The organism is Williamsia sp. Y853 (genome assembly GCF_056786495.1).
In genome coordinates this window covers 76,909-93,276 of record NZ_JBXCJC010000003.1, presented here as the reverse complement: position 1 = coordinate 93,276, position 16,368 = coordinate 76,909, and the positions used below count along the sequence as shown (strand labels likewise).

General features: G+C 64.0%; 17 protein-coding genes. 4 read left to right on the top strand and 13 right to left on the bottom strand.

From position 1 onward, the window contains the following. Positions 1–44: 44 nt before the first annotated feature. The 6 genes from mutM to rsmD all read right to left on the bottom strand — a co-directional run bounded on the left by mutM (position 45) and on the right by rsmD (position 4,386). Positions 45–926 (bottom strand): bifunctional DNA-formamidopyrimidine glycosylase/DNA-(apurinic or apyrimidinic site) lyase, encoded by an 882-nt coding sequence (gene mutM / locus AC1TPF_RS16565; RefSeq protein WP_482144771.1) that lies wholly within the window; start codon positions 924–926, stop codon positions 45–47. Continuing rightward, positions 919–1,653 (bottom strand): ribonuclease III, encoded by a 735-nt coding sequence (gene rnc / locus AC1TPF_RS16560; RefSeq protein WP_482138968.1) that lies wholly within the window; start codon positions 1,651–1,653, stop codon positions 919–921. The genes mutM and rnc overlap by 8 nt, the downstream gene beginning before the upstream one ends. Next, positions 1,650–2,285 carry a YceD family protein gene (locus tag AC1TPF_RS16555; protein WP_482138966.1) on the bottom strand — a complete coding sequence of 212 codons (636 nt, stop codon included), beginning with the start codon at positions 2,283–2,285 and terminating at the stop codon, positions 1,650–1,652. The genes rnc and AC1TPF_RS16555 overlap by 4 nt, the downstream gene beginning before the upstream one ends. Positions 2,286–2,317: 32 nt before the next feature. Continuing rightward, the gene (locus AC1TPF_RS16550) at positions 2,318–3,091 is read right to left on the bottom strand and encodes a DivIVA domain-containing protein (protein ID WP_482138964.1); all 774 of its coding nucleotides are present in this window, start codon (positions 3,089–3,091) and stop codon (positions 2,318–2,320) included. Positions 3,092–3,319: 228 nt separating this feature from the next. Next, positions 3,320–3,802, bottom strand: coding sequence for a pantetheine-phosphate adenylyltransferase (coaD, locus tag AC1TPF_RS16545; RefSeq protein ID WP_482144770.1), 483 nt, complete (start codon positions 3,800–3,802; stop codon positions 3,320–3,322). 35 nt (positions 3,803–3,837) lie between these two features. Beyond that, positions 3,838–4,386: a 16S rRNA (guanine(966)-N(2))-methyltransferase RsmD gene (gene rsmD, locus AC1TPF_RS16540; RefSeq protein ID WP_482138960.1), complete on the bottom strand. Its 549-nt coding sequence runs from the start codon at positions 4,384–4,386 to the stop codon at positions 3,838–3,840. Between the two features lie 188 nt (positions 4,387–4,574). Between rsmD and ectA the strand changes: the two genes are divergently transcribed. From ectA to AC1TPF_RS16520, 4 genes are all read left to right on the top strand, one after another. Next, entirely contained in the window at positions 4,575–5,096 is a 522-nt protein-coding gene (ectA, locus tag AC1TPF_RS16535; RefSeq protein ID WP_482144769.1) for a diaminobutyrate acetyltransferase, read from the top strand. Between the two features lie 191 nt (positions 5,097–5,287). After that, complete coding sequence (ectB, locus tag AC1TPF_RS16530; RefSeq protein WP_482144768.1) at positions 5,288–6,565, top strand: diaminobutyrate--2-oxoglutarate transaminase; 1,278 nt, start codon at positions 5,288–5,290, stop codon at positions 6,563–6,565. Positions 6,566–6,602: 37 nt separating this feature from the next. Continuing rightward, the gene (locus AC1TPF_RS16525; protein WP_482138955.1) at positions 6,603–7,001 is read left to right on the top strand and encodes an ectoine synthase; all 399 of its coding nucleotides are present in this window, start codon (positions 6,603–6,605) and stop codon (positions 6,999–7,001) included. A 218-nt stretch (positions 7,002–7,219) separates the two neighbouring features. Next, the gene (locus tag AC1TPF_RS16520; RefSeq protein WP_482144767.1) at positions 7,220–8,131 is read left to right on the top strand and encodes a Sir2 family NAD-dependent protein deacetylase; all 912 of its coding nucleotides are present in this window, start codon (positions 7,220–7,222) and stop codon (positions 8,129–8,131) included. Here AC1TPF_RS16520 and proB read toward each other — a convergent pair. The 7 genes from proB to AC1TPF_RS16485 all read right to left on the bottom strand — a co-directional run bounded on the left by proB (position 8,104) and on the right by AC1TPF_RS16485 (position 16,224). Next, positions 8,104–9,207, bottom strand: a complete 1,104-nt coding sequence (proB, locus tag AC1TPF_RS16515; RefSeq protein ID WP_482138951.1) for a glutamate 5-kinase — start codon at positions 9,205–9,207, stop codon at positions 8,104–8,106. The genes AC1TPF_RS16520 and proB overlap by 28 nt on opposite strands. Then, positions 9,204–10,670, bottom strand: a complete 1,467-nt coding sequence (gene obgE, locus AC1TPF_RS16510; protein ID WP_482138949.1) for a GTPase ObgE — start codon at positions 10,668–10,670, stop codon at positions 9,204–9,206. The genes proB and obgE overlap by 4 nt, the downstream gene beginning before the upstream one ends. A 103-nt stretch (positions 10,671–10,773) precedes the next feature. Next, positions 10,774–11,037: a 50S ribosomal protein L27 gene (gene rpmA / locus AC1TPF_RS16505; RefSeq protein WP_028463135.1), complete on the bottom strand. Its 264-nt coding sequence runs from the start codon at positions 11,035–11,037 to the stop codon at positions 10,774–10,776. 32 nt (positions 11,038–11,069) lie between these two features. After that, on the bottom strand, positions 11,070–11,381 hold the full coding sequence (rplU, locus tag AC1TPF_RS16500) for a 50S ribosomal protein L21 (protein WP_482138947.1): 312 nt from the start codon (positions 11,379–11,381) through the stop codon (positions 11,070–11,072). A gap of 170 nt (positions 11,382–11,551) precedes the next feature. Further along, positions 11,552–15,040 carry a translation initiation factor IF-2 N-terminal domain-containing protein gene (locus AC1TPF_RS16495; protein WP_482144766.1) on the bottom strand — a complete coding sequence of 1,163 codons (3,489 nt, stop codon included), beginning with the start codon at positions 15,038–15,040 and terminating at the stop codon, positions 11,552–11,554. A gap of 343 nt (positions 15,041–15,383) precedes the next feature. Then, positions 15,384–15,797, bottom strand: a complete 414-nt coding sequence (gene ndk, locus AC1TPF_RS16490; protein WP_482144765.1) for a nucleoside-diphosphate kinase — start codon at positions 15,795–15,797, stop codon at positions 15,384–15,386. A gap of 31 nt (positions 15,798–15,828) precedes the next feature. Next, positions 15,829–16,224: a hypothetical protein gene (locus AC1TPF_RS16485; RefSeq protein WP_482138942.1), complete on the bottom strand. Its 396-nt coding sequence runs from the start codon at positions 16,222–16,224 to the stop codon at positions 15,829–15,831. Positions 16,225–16,368 lie beyond the last annotated feature (144 nt).

Sequence of the window (16,368 nt, the reverse complement as noted above, 5' to 3'; positions counted from 1 at the left end):
GACCGTGGTGCTATTGGCGAACCTCGAGGGCAATGACCACCAGTTCACCCCTGGGGCCGGATCTGGCAGCGAGGACAGCTGAATGAACTGCGGTTCATGAATTGCTCGCGACGCATGATCGCGCCGCACCGACGACAGGGTTCGCCTTCCCGCCCATACGCATTCAGGGACCGTTCGAAGTAACCGGATTGCCCATTGACGTTGACGTACAAGGCATCAAATGACGTCCCACCCTGTTCGAGTGCTTGCGCCATCACCTCTGCGGCGTTGTCCAGTACCGACCGCAACGCCTTTGCGGTGAGCTTGTCCGTGAGCCGCAGGCCGTGAACCCGACTGCGCCACAGGGCTTCATCGGCATAGATGTTGCCAACGCCCGACACGACGGTCTGGTCGAGTATCGCCCTCTTGATCTCGGTGTGCTTGCGTTTGAGCACCCGGACCACGGCATCCGGATCATATTCTGCGGCAAAGGGATCCGGCGCGATGTGCGCGATCGACGACGGGCCGAGGGTGGGATCACCGATCGTCGGGGCAGCGATCAGATCGTCGACCATCCAGCCACCGAATGTGCGCTGATCGACAAATCGCAGTTCGGTTCCGTTGTCGAGCGTGGCCCTGATCCGCAAGTGGACCTCGTCGACGGCACCGGCCGGCTGAACCAGCATCTGCCCACTCATCCCGAGGTGCACAACAACTGCCAACGGATCTGCGCCGCCGAGTGGATCGGCTTCCAGCCAAAGATATTTGCCGCGTCGGCGTGCGCCGGTGACGGTTGCGCCTGCGAGCATTCCGATCAGATCGAGCGCGCCACCGAGGTGTCTGCGAACCGCACGCGGATGCAGGACCTCGACCGAGGTGATGCGCCGGCCGACAACGTGATCGGCGAGGCCGCGGCGTACCACCTCGACCTCAGGCAGTTCAGGCATCTTCTCCTGTCCCGGAAATCGCTTTCCAGGCAGTCGATGCGGCCAACTGTTCGGCCTCTTTCTTGGTCTTCCCGACCCCGGAACCCAATGGTTCATCGCCGACGAGAACCGTCGCGGTGAACTCCTTGCAGTGGTCCGGACCGGTGGACGTGATCTGGTACACCGGCACCCCGAGAGCCTTTTCGGCCGTGAGCTCCTGCAACGACGTCTTCCAGTCGAGGCCTGCTCCCAGCGCTGCCGACCGGCTCAGCGCAGACGAGAAGAGCGCCAGCACGGTGGTGCGCGCGGTTTCCAGCCCCAGTTCGAGGTGGATGGCACCGATCAGTGCCTCCATACCGTCCGCCAGGATGCTCGCCTTGTCGCGGCCGCCGGTCATCTCTTCACCCTTGCCGAGGCGAAGGTGGGCCCCCAGACCTCCCGGACCCAGACCGCGCGCGACATCGGCCAGTGCGTGCATGTTGACCACGCTGGCGCGGATCTTTGCGAGTTCACCTTCGGCGCGATCGGGATGGGTGCGGTAAAGGTGTTCTGTGACAACAACACCGAGCACTGAGTCCCCGAGGAACTCGAGGCGCTCGTTGGTCGGGAGCCGACCGTGTTCATATGCGTAGGAGCGATGCGTCAGAGCCAGTTCCAACATTTCATCGGACAACGAAACGTTCACCGCTGCCAGCAGATCGCCATGATCGGCCGGAGCGTTCACACCTGACCCGACGGTTTCTGTCACTGTTTCGACTCTGGATCCTCGGCAAACTTTGCTGCCAAGCCGGCCCAGCGTGGGTCGATCTTGTCGTGGCGATGACCGGCTTCGGTCACTGCGAGCCGCACGCCACATTCGGGGCACAGACCCTGGCAGTCCTCGCTACACACCGGGGTCCCTGGCAGGTCGAGCGCAACCGCGTCGATGATCGCCTGTTCCAGATCGATCTTGTCGTCGGCGATGCGATGCATCTCGTCGGCGTCGGTCGTCGTATCGGTGGCGCTGTCCGGATAGACGTACAGCTCGGTCAGGAAGACGCTCACGGTGCCGGAGATGGGCTCCAGACAACGGACACACTGACCTTCGGTCTCGCCGCTCACGCAGCCGGTGACCAGAACGCCCTCGGAGACGGCCTCCAGGCGGAGGTCGAGATCCACATCACTGCCTGCCGGGATGGCGATCATATCCAGACCGATACGCGGCCCATCGGTGATGGCCCGATGTACCTCCCGCATCGAACCGGCCCGTCTACCCAAACTACGGATGTCCAGGGAGAACGGGCCATCTACGGGATGGGATTGACGTATTGAACTGCCTTCGCGAGCTGACACAAGGAACCACGATACGCCTCGGATAGCCGCATTCGACAATCCCGACATAACCGGGATTCAGATCCGGTGTATGCGCTGGTTCAGACGGCCATTCCGGTACCGAAATCGCCGCGGCGGACGTGCTCTGCGTAGTCGTGCACGCCGGCACCGGTACGTAGTTGCTGGCGCCCACGATTCACCGAGCGGATCGTGCCGGTCAGCAATTCCTCGAACTCGGCCAGCTTGTTGTCGACGTAGACATCACATTCGCCGCGAAGACGATCGGACTCGGCATGCGCCGCGTCGATGATCCGCTCGGACTCGGAGCGAGCGGCCTGCACGACCTCGGTCTCGGAGACCAGTCGCTGCTGTTCGGCGATGCCCTCGGCGATGGAACGTTCGTAGTTGGCGTTGCCGGATTCGATCATCCGCTCGGCCTCGGCATGCGCCCGCCCGGTCACCGATTCGTATTCACGGCTCGCGGCAGCGGCCAAACGCTCGGACTCGGCGGTGGCATCGGCCAGCATCTGGCCGGAGTGCGACTGCGCCTCGGCGACCATGCGGTCGGCATGCGACTTCGCCTCGGCCAGGATCCGGTCGGCTTCCGCGCGCGCATGAGCCAGCGACGAATCCGCTTCGGCGGTTGCCTCCCCGACCATGGTGTCGGCATGCAGACGCGCATCGCCCAGCAGTTTGTCGCGCTGATCGAGCACATCCTGCGCGTCGTCGAGGTCGCCGGGAATGGCGTCCTTGACGTCGTCGAGCAGTTCCAGCACGTCGCCCCGAGGAACAACGCAACCCGCCGTCATCGGAACACTGCGTGCTTCTTCGACGATCGCACCCAATTCGTCCAGCGCTTCGAATACCCGGTACACAGCTACCTCACTCCTCGCCGCAAACCCTGACGGTCGTGCCGGGTTGGCACGCACTCATCGTGTTGCGATCGGTGGTTTGTGTTATTTCTGTGACTAGTGTGCCCAATGTTGCGGCTGTGACGACGCAACCCAGGCCGGTGTGTCGGGGTCCAGAGTAGGCCGAATGCTCGGCCGAAACCCCCGAGTGGTCGCCATTCACCGCGACAACGAGGGACGGCCACCGCGACCTCAGCGGCCGGAGGACAACTTTGCGAGCAGCTGTTCGTGCACGACGGGCGGCAAGAAGTCGCGGACCGACCCACCCAGTTTCGCCACTTCCTTCACCAGAGAGCTCGACACATGTGCCAGGCGGGGGTCCGTGAGCATGAACACGGTCTCGACGCCGGTGAGATCACGATTCATCTGCGCCATCGGCAGTTCGTATTCGAAGTCCACAGCACCGCGCAGGCCCTTCACGATGGTGTCGAAACCCTGCTCACGCACATGATCGACCAGCAATCCCTGCCAACTCTCGATGCGGACGTTCGGCAGGTGCGCGGTCACCTTCCGCAGCAATTCGAGCCTTTCGTCAACTGTGAACAGGCCCCGCTTGTTCGGGTTGATCGTCACAGTGATGATCAACTCGTCGAATCGGGCCGCGGCACGCTCGAAGACATAAAGATGCCCCGAGGTGACGGGGTCGAACGATCCTGGACAGACGGCTCCGGACATGACAGCAAAGTTAGCAGCCCGCGGCACGCGTCCACTCAACCGAGTTCGGCCATTTCGATCCGGGTCTCCCCATACTTGCGGACCTCCGGATGGCCGAATACCTCTGGCCAGTCGGTGTCCGCACTGCGCACCGACCGTTCGAGCACCACCAGACCCCCGGGAGCCAGCGGCCCCGCGGCCAACAGGGTGAGCATCTCGGTGACCTGTTCGTCGGGTAGGTCATACGGAGGGTCGGCGAACGCCAGGTCTGCCACCGGCGCACCCGCACGCAGATGGTCGGCCACGCGCCTGCGGACGAGGCGGGCGCCGGACAGGCCCGAGGACGTGATGTTCCCACCGATCACTTTGGCGGCCTTGGCGTCGGATTCGACAAGAATCGCCGACGCGGCTCCGCGTGAGAGCGCTTCGAGGCCCAAGGCGCCTGATCCGGCAAAGAGGTCGAGGACCACGAGCCCGGAGAAGTCGATCCGATTGCTCAGGATATTGAAAACCGACTCACGTACCTGGTCGGTCGTCGGGCGGGTGCCGACGGCCGGAACCGTCAGGCGCCGACCGCGGGCAGCGCCTGCGATGATGCGGGTCATGGCGTCCATTCTCCCGTCACGGCAACGGACCCGGAAATCGGGGGATGCAGCGCAAACAGTTTCGGAAGACAAGATTTTGTGAGGCACCTCACAAACAGGTGGTGATCAGCCGTTTGTAGGGTGCTTTTCGCACCAATCTCGCTGGGTGGGTGACATCGATGTGACGCCTTGTTAACTTGAAATTCGATATGAGCCCAACTCAGATCAGCGCTACCCTAACCTCCGCGCCGGACGCGGTGGCATTTCGTTCACCAAAGGTTTCTGACGGAGTCCGGCTCTGGGAAATCGCCCGTGACTCAAAAGTTCTCGATCTGAACTCGAGTTACGCTTACGTTTTGTGGTGTCAGGATTTCGCCCAGACATCAGTTGTCGCCGAAGTCCACGGTGAAATCGTCGGTTTCGTGACAGGCTATCTACGTCCCGAATTGCCCGACGTCGTGATGGTCTGGCAAGTTGCCGTCGACGCCGACCAGCGGGGACTCGGATTGGCCGGAAAGATGTTGGCCCAGTTGATGGATCGACTCGAACCGCGCGGAATCACGACATTGCACACCACCATCAGTCCAGACAACGACGCCTCGCAAGCATTGTTCCAAGGTCTGGCCGATCGCCGTGAGATGAGCATCCGACGCGAAGATCTGTTCTCGGCCAACGATTTTCCGGACAATCACGAGCAAGAGGATCTGTACATCGTCGCACCGCGACGCTGACCCCCACGATCCATCCACCCGCCTCACAAGAGCGGCCTACGGCGTAGCAAACGCCGCACACCAAGGCGGAAGCCGGGATCGACCCGCCCGCCAGTTCAGCCAGCACTCCCAGCTCAGTTCGAAACCGACCTGTTCTCCCTGACGCGTTCAGGTGAGAGAAACGGGCACTTTTCGCACCCATCGGAGGAAACATGACTGCCTCAATGCAAGAAACCTTTTCGGCCAACATCTTCGAGACCCGCGAGTCCGAGGTCCGCAGCTACAGCCGTGCATGGCCCGCGATCTTCACAAGCGCCAAGGGCGTTTGGGTCACCGACCGTGATGGCAACCAGTATCTCGATTTCTTCGGCGGCGCAGGCGCTTTGAACTACGGGCACAACAATCCCCTGCTGAAGGCCGCCCTGCTCGAGTACATCGAAAACGACGGCATCACCCACGGGCTGGACATGTCGACCACGGCCAAAGGTGAGTTCCTGCAGGCATTTCAGGACAAGATCCTGGTCCCCCGCGGACTCGACTACAAGGTCCAGTTCCCCGGCCCCACCGGCACGAACGCTGTCGAGAGTGCGCTGAAACTTGCCCGCAAGGTCACCGGACGAACGTCGATCATCAACTTCACCAATGCTTTTCACGGCATGACCCTCGGGGCCCTTTCCGTGACGGGCAACTCGATGAAGCGTGCCGGCGCAGGCATCCCGCTGGTGCATGCCACTCCCATGCCCTTCGACAACTACTTCGACGGCGTGGTCGAGGACTTCAGCTGGTTCGAGCGCGTCCTGGACGACTCGGGCAGTGGACTCAACCGTCCGGCCGCGGTCATCGTCGAAACCGTGCAGGGTGAGGGTGGCGTCAATGTCGCCCGCCCGGAATGGCTCCGGGCCTTGTCCGAGCTCTGTAAGCGTCGCGAAATCCTGCTGATCGTCGACGACGTCCAGATGGGTTGCGGCCGTACCGGAGCGTTCTTCTCGTTCGAGGAGGCCGGCATCGTGCCCGACATCGTCACACTGTCGAAGTCGATCGGCGGTTACGGACTGCCGATGGCCCTGACACTGTTCAAGCCGCACCTCGATGTGTGGGCACCCGGCGAGCACAACGGCACGTTCCGCGGCAACAACCCCGCGTTTGTCACCGCCACGAAGGCCATCGAGCACTATTGGTCCGACGACACCTTCGAGAAGGAGACGCTGGCCAAGGGCGAACGGATCCGTGATGCGTTCATCTCGCTGTGCAGCACGCACAAGGGCATCAGCACCCGCGGTCGCGGCATGGTCCAGGGTCTGGTGTTCGATGATGCCGACAAGGCCGCCAAGGTCTGCGCTCTCGCCTACGACCGTGGCCTGCTGGTCGAAACGGCAGGACCGTCCGATCAGGTTGTGAAGCTGCTGCCGCCGCTGACGATCACCAACGCCGAGCTCGATCAGGGTCTGGCAATTCTCGCCCAGGCGACCACAGACATTCTCTACTCCTGAGTTCTGACGAACTCCACTGCAACAGAAAGGTTTTCGAATGATTGTGCGCACGACGCAGGACATCACCGACACTGACCGCGACATCACCGCCGACAACGGGAACTGGCGCTCCAAGCGCATCGTTCTCGGCGGCGACCTGGTCGGCTTCTCGTTCCACGAGACCACCATCAAGGCCGGAACGGACAATGAGTTCCACTACGCCAACCATGTGGAAGCCGTCTGGTTGATCGAGGGCGAGGGAACACTTCTCGACCGAGAGACCGGCGAGAAGTATCCGCTCGGCCCCGGCTCGATGTATCTGCTCAACGGTAACGAGCGCCATACCGTCACCGCCGATACGCAGATGCGCATGCTGTGCGTCTTCAACCCGCCCGTCGTCGGCAATGAGACCCACGACGAGAACGGCGTCTACCCGCTGGTCGCCGTCGGCGCCTGACGCGGTTCGGCCACGCGCAGACCCGCCGCCTCCGGGACCTCGCCGGGTAGCGCTGTCTGGTGCACGTGCGATGCGCCAGTTGCCCGGAGGCTTCGGTGTCCTCGTCGGCCGGACCGGAGCAAGAAGAACTCGGCACCCCAGTGCATGGGGTGCCGAGTTTTGCGTTGGGGATATCGCACCGCGGCGGGCACACACAACCCACCGGTACCCTGGACGTCGTGCGAACCCGCCCGGTGCAGTGGGCACCTGCAGAGCCCACCGATCCCGACACCGACCTCCCTGCGCGGATGCAGCAACTCCGTCATCAGCTCGCAGGCAAGCGCGCACTCGTGCTGACCGGGGCCGGCATGTCGACCGATTCCGGTATCCCCGACTACCGCAGTCCGGATGCCCCGGCCCGGACGCCGATGACCATCGAGATGTTCCTGAGTTCGCCACAATTCCGCCGTCATTACTGGGCCCGCAATCACATCGGCTGGCGGCACATGGATGCCGCGCTCCCCAACGCCGGACACCGCGCGCTCGCCGCCCTGGAGCGAGACGGCCGGATCAGCGGCATCATTACCCAGAACGTGGACATGCTGCATCTCAAGGCCGGGAACCGGGCCGTGCTCGACCTCCACGGGAGCTACGGTCGAGTCCGCTGTCTGAGCTGCGCGCACGTGATGTCCCGCCATCGGCTCGCAGATCTGCTCGAACCTCACAACGCCGCGTATGTGACCCGCATCCGTGGCCGGGGCGCCATCGAAGTGGCTCCGGATGCCGATGTCGTGGTCGCCGACACCGCCGACTTCATCATGGTCGACTGTCCGGCCTGTGGCGGAATCCTGAAACCCGACATCGTCTACTTCGGTGAAAGCGTGCCGAAAAGTATTGTCGAGCAAGGCTTTGCGATGGTCGACGACGCAGACGCGTTGCTGGTACTCGGATCTTCACTGACGGTGATGAGTGGTCTGCGTTTTGTTCGGCGGGCCTGGCGCAGCGGCACACCCATCTACATCGTCAACCGCGGGTCTACCCGCGGCGACGAGATTGCCACACTCAAGATCGACGGCTCCTGCTCACAGGTACTCGAGGTGTTGAGCCAGGACCAGGACAACCTCTACAGCGCCACCAGATCGTCGGCATGAACCACCGGCCTGCGAAAGTCCGCAGGTAGGTCTGACGTTGATCTCCCGATCATCTGGGCCACTTCCCCGGCATCGTAGGCAACGACGCCCCGTGCCCGGGTCTGCCCGTTCTGATCCGCGAGATCGACCACATCACCGTTGTAGAAGCGCCCCTTGATGGCGACGATGCCCGCTGCCAGCAACGAATGCCGCGAGCGGGCGACAGCGCGTATCGCCCCGTCATCGAGGATCAGGCGACCGGTGGCCTCTGCGGCATGCCGAACCCAGAACTTGCGGGCCGAGAGGCGTTGGGGGCGCGGCGCGAACGCTGTACCCACCGAGGCATCGGTCAGTGCAGCGGATGCATCGGCCGCTGCCGCCAGCAAGACCGGGAGTCCGGCGTCCGCTGCCAACCGGGCCGCCGAGAGCTTTGAAGCCATCCCTCCGGTACCGAGTGCGCCACCGCTACCCGCGATGACACCGTCGAGGTCTTCGGGTCCGCCGACCTCGGGGATGAACGTGGCGTCCCCCTTGCGCGGGTCACCGTCGTAGAGTCCGTCGACATCCGACAGCAGGACCAGGGCATCCGCCCCGGCCAGATGCGCCACCAGTGCGGCAAGCCGGTCGTTGTCGCCGAACCGGATCTCGTTGGTTGCGACGGTGTCGTTCTCGTTGACGATCGCCACCGCACCCAGCGAGCGCAACCGATCAAGTGTCCGTTGTGCATTGGCGTGGTGAGCGCGCAGCGAGACGTCATGCGCGGTCAGCAACACCTGCCCGACCGTCCGGCCGTAGCGGCCGAAGGACGTGTTCCAGGCGTGCGCCAGCGCGAGCTGACCGACGCTGGCGGCCGCCTGTTTGGTCGCCAGATCTTTGGGCCGAACCTTCAGACCCAGCGGCGCAATACCCGCACCGATGGCACCGGACGACACCACGATGACGTCCGATCCCGCGCGCATCCGCGCTTCGAGTGCGTCAGCAAGCGCGTCGAGCCGACCGACGTCCAGGCCCGTCGTCAACTCGGTGAGCGCGGACGAGCCGATCTTCACGACGATGCTGCGGGCACCGGTGATCTGTTGCCGGGTAACGCTGGTCACGACTCGTCCGGATCCTCGAGTTCCACTTCGAGGCCGCGGCGCAGGCGCCGGGCGATCTTACGGTCGGCGGCTCCGATCCGGTCGGGGCGGTCGAGTCGGATATCCGACCCACGACCACTCATCGGGAAGTCTTCGGCCACAGCAACTTGCGGCTCCCATTCGAACGAGACGTCGCCGATGGTGACGACGCATCCGGCCTCGGCACCCTGTTTGACCAGTTCCGCCTCCACACCGAGTCGACTGAGTCGGTCGGCGAGGTAGCCAACCGCCTCGTCGTTCCCGAACTGCGTCTGCTTGATCCAGCGCTCCGGCCGCGTACCGCGGACGATGAAGCCGCCGGGCTCGTCCGGATCGGCGATCACCGAGAATCCGTTGTCGTCGGTGGCGATCGGGCGGATCACCGGTCGACGGGCAACCGGCTTCGGGTTATCGATCCGGTACTGCCGCACCTGGTCGGCAAGTGCGTACGTGAGTTCTTTGAGGCCCTTGTGGGTGACAGCCGAGATCATGAAGACCGGCCAGCCACGCTGTTCGAGTTCAGGTTTGATCAACTCGGCGAGTTCAAGGGCATCGGGCACGTCGATCTTGTTGAGGATCACCACGCGCGGTCGGCTCGCGAGATCGCCGAGACCGGTGTCAGACTTCAGAACCGGCTGATAGGCGGCCAGTTCGGCTTCGAGCACATCGATGTCGGTGATCGGGTCACGACCGGGTTCGAGGGTCGCACAGTCGACCACGTGCGCGAGTACCGCGCAACGCTCGATGTGGCGTAGGAAATCGAGTCCGAGTCCGCGACCTTCCGAGGCGCCGGGGATCAGGCCCGGGACGTCGGCGATCGTGAAGATGTCCGAACCGCTGTTGACCACACCCAGGTTGGGTCGCAGCGTCGTGAACGGATAATCAGCGATCTTCGGCTTTGCTGACGAGAGCACCGAGACCAGCGACGATTTGCCTGCCGACGGGAAGCCGACCAGTCCGACGTCGGCGACCGACTTCAGTTCGAGCACCAGCTCGCGGATCTCACCCTCTTCACCGAGGAGGGCGAAGCCGGGGGCCTTGCGCGCCTTGGAGGCGAGCGAGGCGTTTCCGAGACCGCCACGTCCACCGGAGGCGGCGGCAAATGTAGTGCCCTCCCCCACGAGGTCGGCCAAGAGCTTGCCGTCGGGGCCGAGGACCATCGTGCCGTCCGGGACCGGCAAAATCAGCGGTTCGCCCTTTGCGCCATCGCGATTGGCACCGGCACCGGGTCGGCCGTTGCCTGCCTTGGCATGCGGGTGGAAGTGGAAGTCGAGCAACGTGTGGACCTGCGAGTCGACCACTAGGGTCACGTCGCCGCCGTTGCCACCGTTACCGCCGTCAGGACCACCGAGGGGCTTGAACTTCTCGCGATGAACAGAGGAGCAGCCGTGGCCGCCGTTGCCCGCGGTCGCGTGAATCGTCACGCGGTCAACAAATCTAGACATTTTTCACCTTGCGAGAGTTAGGAAATTTCTAAGGGGCGGACCGGATCGAGTGACCCTGCCCGCCCCTTAGGAGCTATAGCTTTGTGAAGCTGGCTGCGCCGGATCAGGCCTGCACAGGCTCCGGAACGATATTGACGGTCTTGCGGCCGCGCTTGGCACCGAACTCGACCGCACCTGCAGAGAGAGCGAACAGAGTGTCGTCGCCGCCACGTCCGACGTTGATGCCGGGGTGGAAGTGCGTGCCGCGCTGACGAACGATGATCTCGCCGGCGCTGACCTGCTGGCCACCGAAGCGCTTCACACCGAGTCGCTGGGCATTCGAATCGCGCCCGTTGCGCGAGCTGGATGCACCCTTCTTATGTGCCATGACTGTTCTCCTGAGAAGTGTGTGGGCTTGGTTTACTTGATACCGGTGACCTTGAGAACCGTCAGCTTCTGACGGTGCCCCTGGCGCTTGTGGTAGCCGGTCTTGTTCTTGAACTTGTGGATCTTGATCTTCGGACCCTTGACATGCTCGACGACCTCGGTTGTCACCGAGATCTTCGCCAGCTTGTCAGCGTCAGTGGTCAGATCAGCGCCGTTGACGACAAGCGTCACGGGCAGCGAGACGGTTTCACCGAGCTTGCTGTCAATCTTCTCGACCTTCACCAGATCGCCTTCAGCGACCTTGTACTGCTTACCGCCGGTCTTGACGATCGCGTACGTTGCCATCGGAGAGCTACCTCTAACTGTCTGTCGTGGTTCATTCGGGCTCTTGCCCGTTGCCGATCCGGCCGGGCGCTGCATCGGGCACAGCGCTATCCGTCCGCCGAATGGCGACTTTGCAAGGTTACGGGAGTCTGGCCGACCAGGTCAAACCAGCTCCCATATCGGGACGTCTTTCAATCTTCGACCGGCGGTCCTGCCGGTCGTCCGGCCGCACGGCGGCGCGGTTTGCGACGCACGGCAACCGCCGGTTCTGTGGTCGCTCCCACCGGACCCGACGTGGTGACGGGTGTGGCCGGAGCAGCTTCGACAACCACCGCAGGCTGCGACGGAGCCGAAGATACTGCAGGCTTGCGCCGTACCGCGCGCCGACGCTTGGGTGGCGTCGTGTGCCCGGTCGGTGCTTGTGCGGCATGCGACGAGGAGTCGTCGTCTGCCGCGGCCGTGGTGTCGACCTTCGTTGCCGGCACCAGGGTTTCGGCAACCGTGACATCCGTCACCGGGGGCTCATCGACCTTGTCTGCGGTGACAACGATCGATTTCGGCGCGCGCCTCGACCCTCTCTTCGCAACCTGGGGGGCAGCGATTTCCGGAGCCTTCGGCTCGGTCTGTGGTTCCGGAACCACAGCGGTGTCCTCGACCGCCGGTGATTCCACCGCAGCCGACGACGTCACCGTGTCGTATGCACCCGAATCGGCTTGCGCGTCATGGGTTTCGGTATCGGTGTCCGGGTTATGACTCGCCATCGCCCGGAACATCGGATGTTCGGCCGGACTGTGGGCGGTCGGCTTCGTCTCGACGACCTGCGCGGCGACCGGCTGATCCGGCTTGCTGCCCCGACGATTTCGGCGCGGGCGCTTCGAATCACTGCCACCACGGCTCGAGTCGTCGCCGCCGTTGGATATCTCGACCGGGTTCGCGTGCACGATGATCCCACGACCATTGCAACAGGTACAGGTGGTCGAGAACGCCTCGAGCAGTCCGGTGCCCAGACGCTTACGCGTCATCTGCACCAGTCCGAGCGACGTCACCTCCGACACCTGGTGCCGGGTGCGATCCCGTCCCAGGGCCTCGGTGAGCCTGCGCAGCACCAGATCCCGATTCGATTCGAGGACCATGTCGATGAAGTCGACGACGATCATGCCGCCGATGTCACGCAACCGCATCTGCCGCACGATCTCCTCGGCAGCTTCCAGGTTGTTGCGGGTCACCGTCTCTTCGAGGTTTCCGCCGGAACCGGTGAACTTGCCGGTGTTGACGTCCACCACCGTCATGGCCTCGGTGTGCTCGATGATCAGCGTGCCGCCGGACGGCAGCCAGACCTTGCGGTCCAACGCCTTTGCCAGCTGCTCGTCGATTCGGTACACGTCGAAGACGTCGGGCGAGTCCGCATGCGGCTTTTCGAAACGCTCGACACGATCCAGGAGATCAGGTGCGACGCCACGGACGTAGCCCTCGACCTCGTTCCAGGCGCCGTTACCCTCGACGATCAACTTCTTGAAGTCTTCGTTGAACAGGTCGCGGACAACCTTGACCAGCAAATCCGGCTCTTCGTACAGGGCCTGGGGTGCAGTCGACTTCGACTTGCTCGCCGCAGGCGTCGCGGCGTTGATGGTCTCCCACTGCTGCTGCAGACGCTCGATGTCGCGGGTCAGTTCGTCGGCAGCGACGCCCTCGGACGCGGTGCGGATGATCACGCCGGCGTCGTCGGGGACGATCTTGCCGAGGATCTGCTTCAGTCGCTTGCGCTCGGTGTCGGGCAGCTTGCGGCTGATCCCGGTCGATCCGCCACCGGGCACGTACACCAGGTAGCGACCGGCCAGAGAAATCTGAGTGGTCAGGCGTGCACCCTTGTGCCCCACCGGATCTTTGCTGACCTGCACCAGGACCGGGTCGCCGGGCCGAAGTGCCTGTTCGATCTTTCGCGAACCGCCATCGAGACCGGCGGCGTCCCAGTTGACCTCACCGGCGTAGAGAACACCGTTGCGGCCGCGACCGATGTCGACGAAGGCTGCTTCCATGCCGGGCAGGACGTTCTGTACCCGTCCGAGGTAGATGTTGCCGACCATCGACGACGAGTTCGAGGTGGTCACGAAGTGCTCCACCAGAACGCCGTCTTCCAGGACTGCGACCTGCGTGTAGTCACGGGTCGCCTGCGATGCGTCCGAGGACGAGTTGTCGCCGTGCGCCTCGTGGGTCACGGTCGCGGCAACACCGGAACGTTCCCGCACGACCATCACGCGATCAACCGATTCCCGGCGTGCCAGGAACTCGGACTCGCTCAGGATCGGCGGACGGCGACGACCGGCGTCACGACCGTCCCGGCGACGCTGACGCTTGGCCTCGAGCCGCGTCGAACCGGAAATACCCTGCACCTCATCGCGATCGCGGCTACGCGACTTGTTGCGGGGTTCGCGCTCGTGCACAACCGTATTCGGCGGATCGTCTGTGGTGGTGGTGTCATCACCCTCGCCACCCTCGCCACCCTTACGACGGCGACGCCGACGGCGACGACGGTTGGCAGAACCCGCCTCGCCGGACTCGTCCGAGTCGTCGGAGTCCGACTCCTTCGACTCACCGGTCGCCCGGTCATCTGAGCCTTCCAGATCGTCTGCAGACGATTCCACTGCGGAATCGGCCTTGTCGTCGGCGGTGTCATCGTCGGAGCGCGAGGTCTCGGTACCGGATGCGGTCGTGGTCTGATCCGCCTCGGCGTCGACCCTGGGCTTCTTCGACCGGCTGCGCTTGCGGCGGTTACCGCTCCTGACCTCGGGCTTGTCCGAGTCGGTCTTCTCGTCCTCGGAGTCGGCGGCGTCAGAGGTCTCGACATCCGATTCCTCTGTATCCGGCTCAGCAGCGGTGTGCGCGTCGGCACTGTCCTCGTCGGTTCCATCCGCCGATGCGATTTCACCGCGCCCGCGGCCACGTCCTCGACGGCCACGACGACGCCGGCGCGAGCCACCATCACCATCGTCGTCATCGGAATCAGTATCGGAGTCCGACTCATCCCGGTCCTGCTCTGATTGAGCAGCTGCGGCCGGTTCGGCGGACAAGAACAGCGGAGATCCGGCATGTTCGGCTGCCGACGTGGGCCGCTCCACTGCGGGACGCTCCACTGCGGGTGCAGTGTCCTCATCGACTGCGGAGAACAGATTGAGCGGCTCGGCCGCTTTCTTGCGGGATGCCCGGGGCGCACGTACCCGCGCCTCGGGGGGCGCAGATTCGGCAACGGCGTCGGCTTCTACAGCCGCGACCTCGGGTTCGACGACCGGGACCTGTGCCTCGACAACCGGGGCGTCCGGTTCGGCGACCGGGGCCGCGGGCTCAGCGACCGGGGCCTCGGGTTCGGCGACCGGGACGTCAGCTGCCGGCGCCTGGGGTTCGGGTGCCGGGGTGGATGCGTCCGCGGTTTCGACCGCTACGTCGGAATCCGCCGGTTCGGCGCCTTCACCAGCAGCGATCTTGTCGCGAACAGCTATGGCTGTACTTCGCACGATGCTCGACTGGGGGCTGCGAGCTGCAATCCCCATGTCGGCCAGGTGCACCAGCACTTCGCGGCTACTCAGCCCCAGAAGTCTTGCCAGTGCATGCACTCGCATCTTGTGCGGAAACTCTTGCGCCGAACTGCTGTTGTTCAGTTCGTCCGGCGACTGCGTGTCGGCCACGTATTCTCCTCAAGCCCCCGGGCGCGGATAAACGCGGCCACGCGAGGGCTGTGCTATTTACCCGGACTCGGCCGGGATTGTTAGGTCTCGCTTCGCCCGGTGGATGTGGGACGTTCCCCGCACCCGCCGGCGATGCCTGGCGTGATGATTGACTTTCTCGAGCGCCACAATGTCCACGCCACGTCGCATGAGAATCCATGCGACCTGGGGACCGAGCACTCGATCTGATCATCTGGTGGTCGGCGCCCGACGGGCTCGACAACCTCTGCCAGTATCCCACACAACCCGGAGGTCGCGGCCAAGTCCTCCGAGTTCGTCGCGAACTCGGAGGACAGCCACACCATCAGCCGAGGTCAGGGAACCAAAGCGCGATTTCGCGCTCCGCGGAATCGGGCGAGTCCGACCCGTGGACGAGGTTGAACTGGGTGCTCAGTGCAAAGTCACCGCGGATCGTGCCGGGGACGGCCTTCTCCACAGGATCCGTGCCGCCGGCGATCTGCCGGAAAGCGGCAATCGCACGGGGGCCCTCGAGGACCGCAGCCACCAGCGGCCCCGAGGTGATGAATTCGAGCAACGAGGGATAGAAGGGCTTGCCCTCGTGCTCGGCGTAGTGGCCCGCAGCGATGACATCGCTGACGGTCTTGAGCTCCATCGCCACCAGCGACAGGCCTTTTCGCTCGATTCGGCCGATGATGTCGCCAACAAGTTGGCGGTTCACACCGTCGGGCTTGATCAGTACCAGAGTGCGTTCAGTCACCGAACAAGCCTAACCTGAGGCCCGCGCCGCCTTACGGCTGGCAGTACTCGCCGGTGACCGCGAAGAATCCGTAGCTGAAGACCCCACCGCCGGTGGGAGCCGGATCGACCACAACCTGCACACAACCACCCTGCGAGGCCAGTGCCTCATCCACGGCGCTGTCGAACCGCGCTGCCATGGCCAGGTTCGCGAGCTTGTATTCCTCGGGCACCGGGATCGATGAGACGAACTCCGGCAGGTTCATGTCGGCGGCGCGTTCGGTGAGTGCATGCGTGGCGATGTATCCCCATTGACTGCCACCGACCGGCATCGGCGAGCCGGCCTCGGCCGACGCCGCCCCGGTTCCCACGACCAACCCGGTGGCGATGCAGGCAACAGCACCGAGCGCGGCGAATACGGCAGGGACAAACTTCCGGGTACGCGACATATAGAGCACAGACCTTTCGATCACAGGAGGCGGATTAGCCAGCAGACGATGTGTAGGCGATCTTGTCAGCGCCGACCGCTCGGCGACACCCCATATGCCCGCTTTTCAGGTCACGGTCCGGCAACGACGGCCCTGTGCCCGGAC

Excerpts from the sequence above, each read along its gene's own strand:
- mutM (WP_482144771.1), bottom strand. The coding sequence starts at position 926 with ATGCCTGAACTGCCTGAGGTCGAGGTGGTACGCCGCGGCCTCGCCGAT.
- AC1TPF_RS16555 (WP_482138966.1), bottom strand. The coding sequence starts at position 2,285 with ATGTCGGGATTGTCGAATGCGGCTATCCGAGGCGTATCGTGGTTCCTT.
- coaD (WP_482144770.1), bottom strand. The coding sequence starts at position 3,802 with ATGTCCGGAGCCGTCTGTCCAGGATCGTTCGACCCCGTCACCTCGGGG.
- rsmD (WP_482138960.1), bottom strand. The coding sequence starts at position 4,386 with ATGACCCGCATCATCGCAGGCGCTGCCCGCGGTCGGCGCCTGACGGTT.
- ectA (WP_482144769.1), top strand. The coding sequence starts at position 4,575 with ATGAGCCCAACTCAGATCAGCGCTACCCTAACCTCCGCGCCGGACGCG.
- ectB (WP_482144768.1), top strand. The coding sequence starts at position 5,288 with ATGACTGCCTCAATGCAAGAAACCTTTTCGGCCAACATCTTCGAGACC.
- AC1TPF_RS16525 (WP_482138955.1), top strand. The coding sequence starts at position 6,603 with ATGATTGTGCGCACGACGCAGGACATCACCGACACTGACCGCGACATC.
- obgE (WP_482138949.1), bottom strand. The coding sequence starts at position 10,670 with ATGTCTAGATTTGTTGACCGCGTGACGATTCACGCGACCGCGGGCAAC.
- rpmA (WP_028463135.1), bottom strand. The coding sequence starts at position 11,037 with ATGGCACATAAGAAGGGTGCATCCAGCTCGCGCAACGGGCGCGATTCG.
- rplU (WP_482138947.1), bottom strand. The coding sequence starts at position 11,381 with ATGGCAACGTACGCGATCGTCAAGACCGGCGGTAAGCAGTACAAGGTC.
- AC1TPF_RS16485 (WP_482138942.1), bottom strand. The coding sequence starts at position 16,224 with ATGTCGCGTACCCGGAAGTTTGTCCCTGCCGTATTCGCCGCGCTCGGT.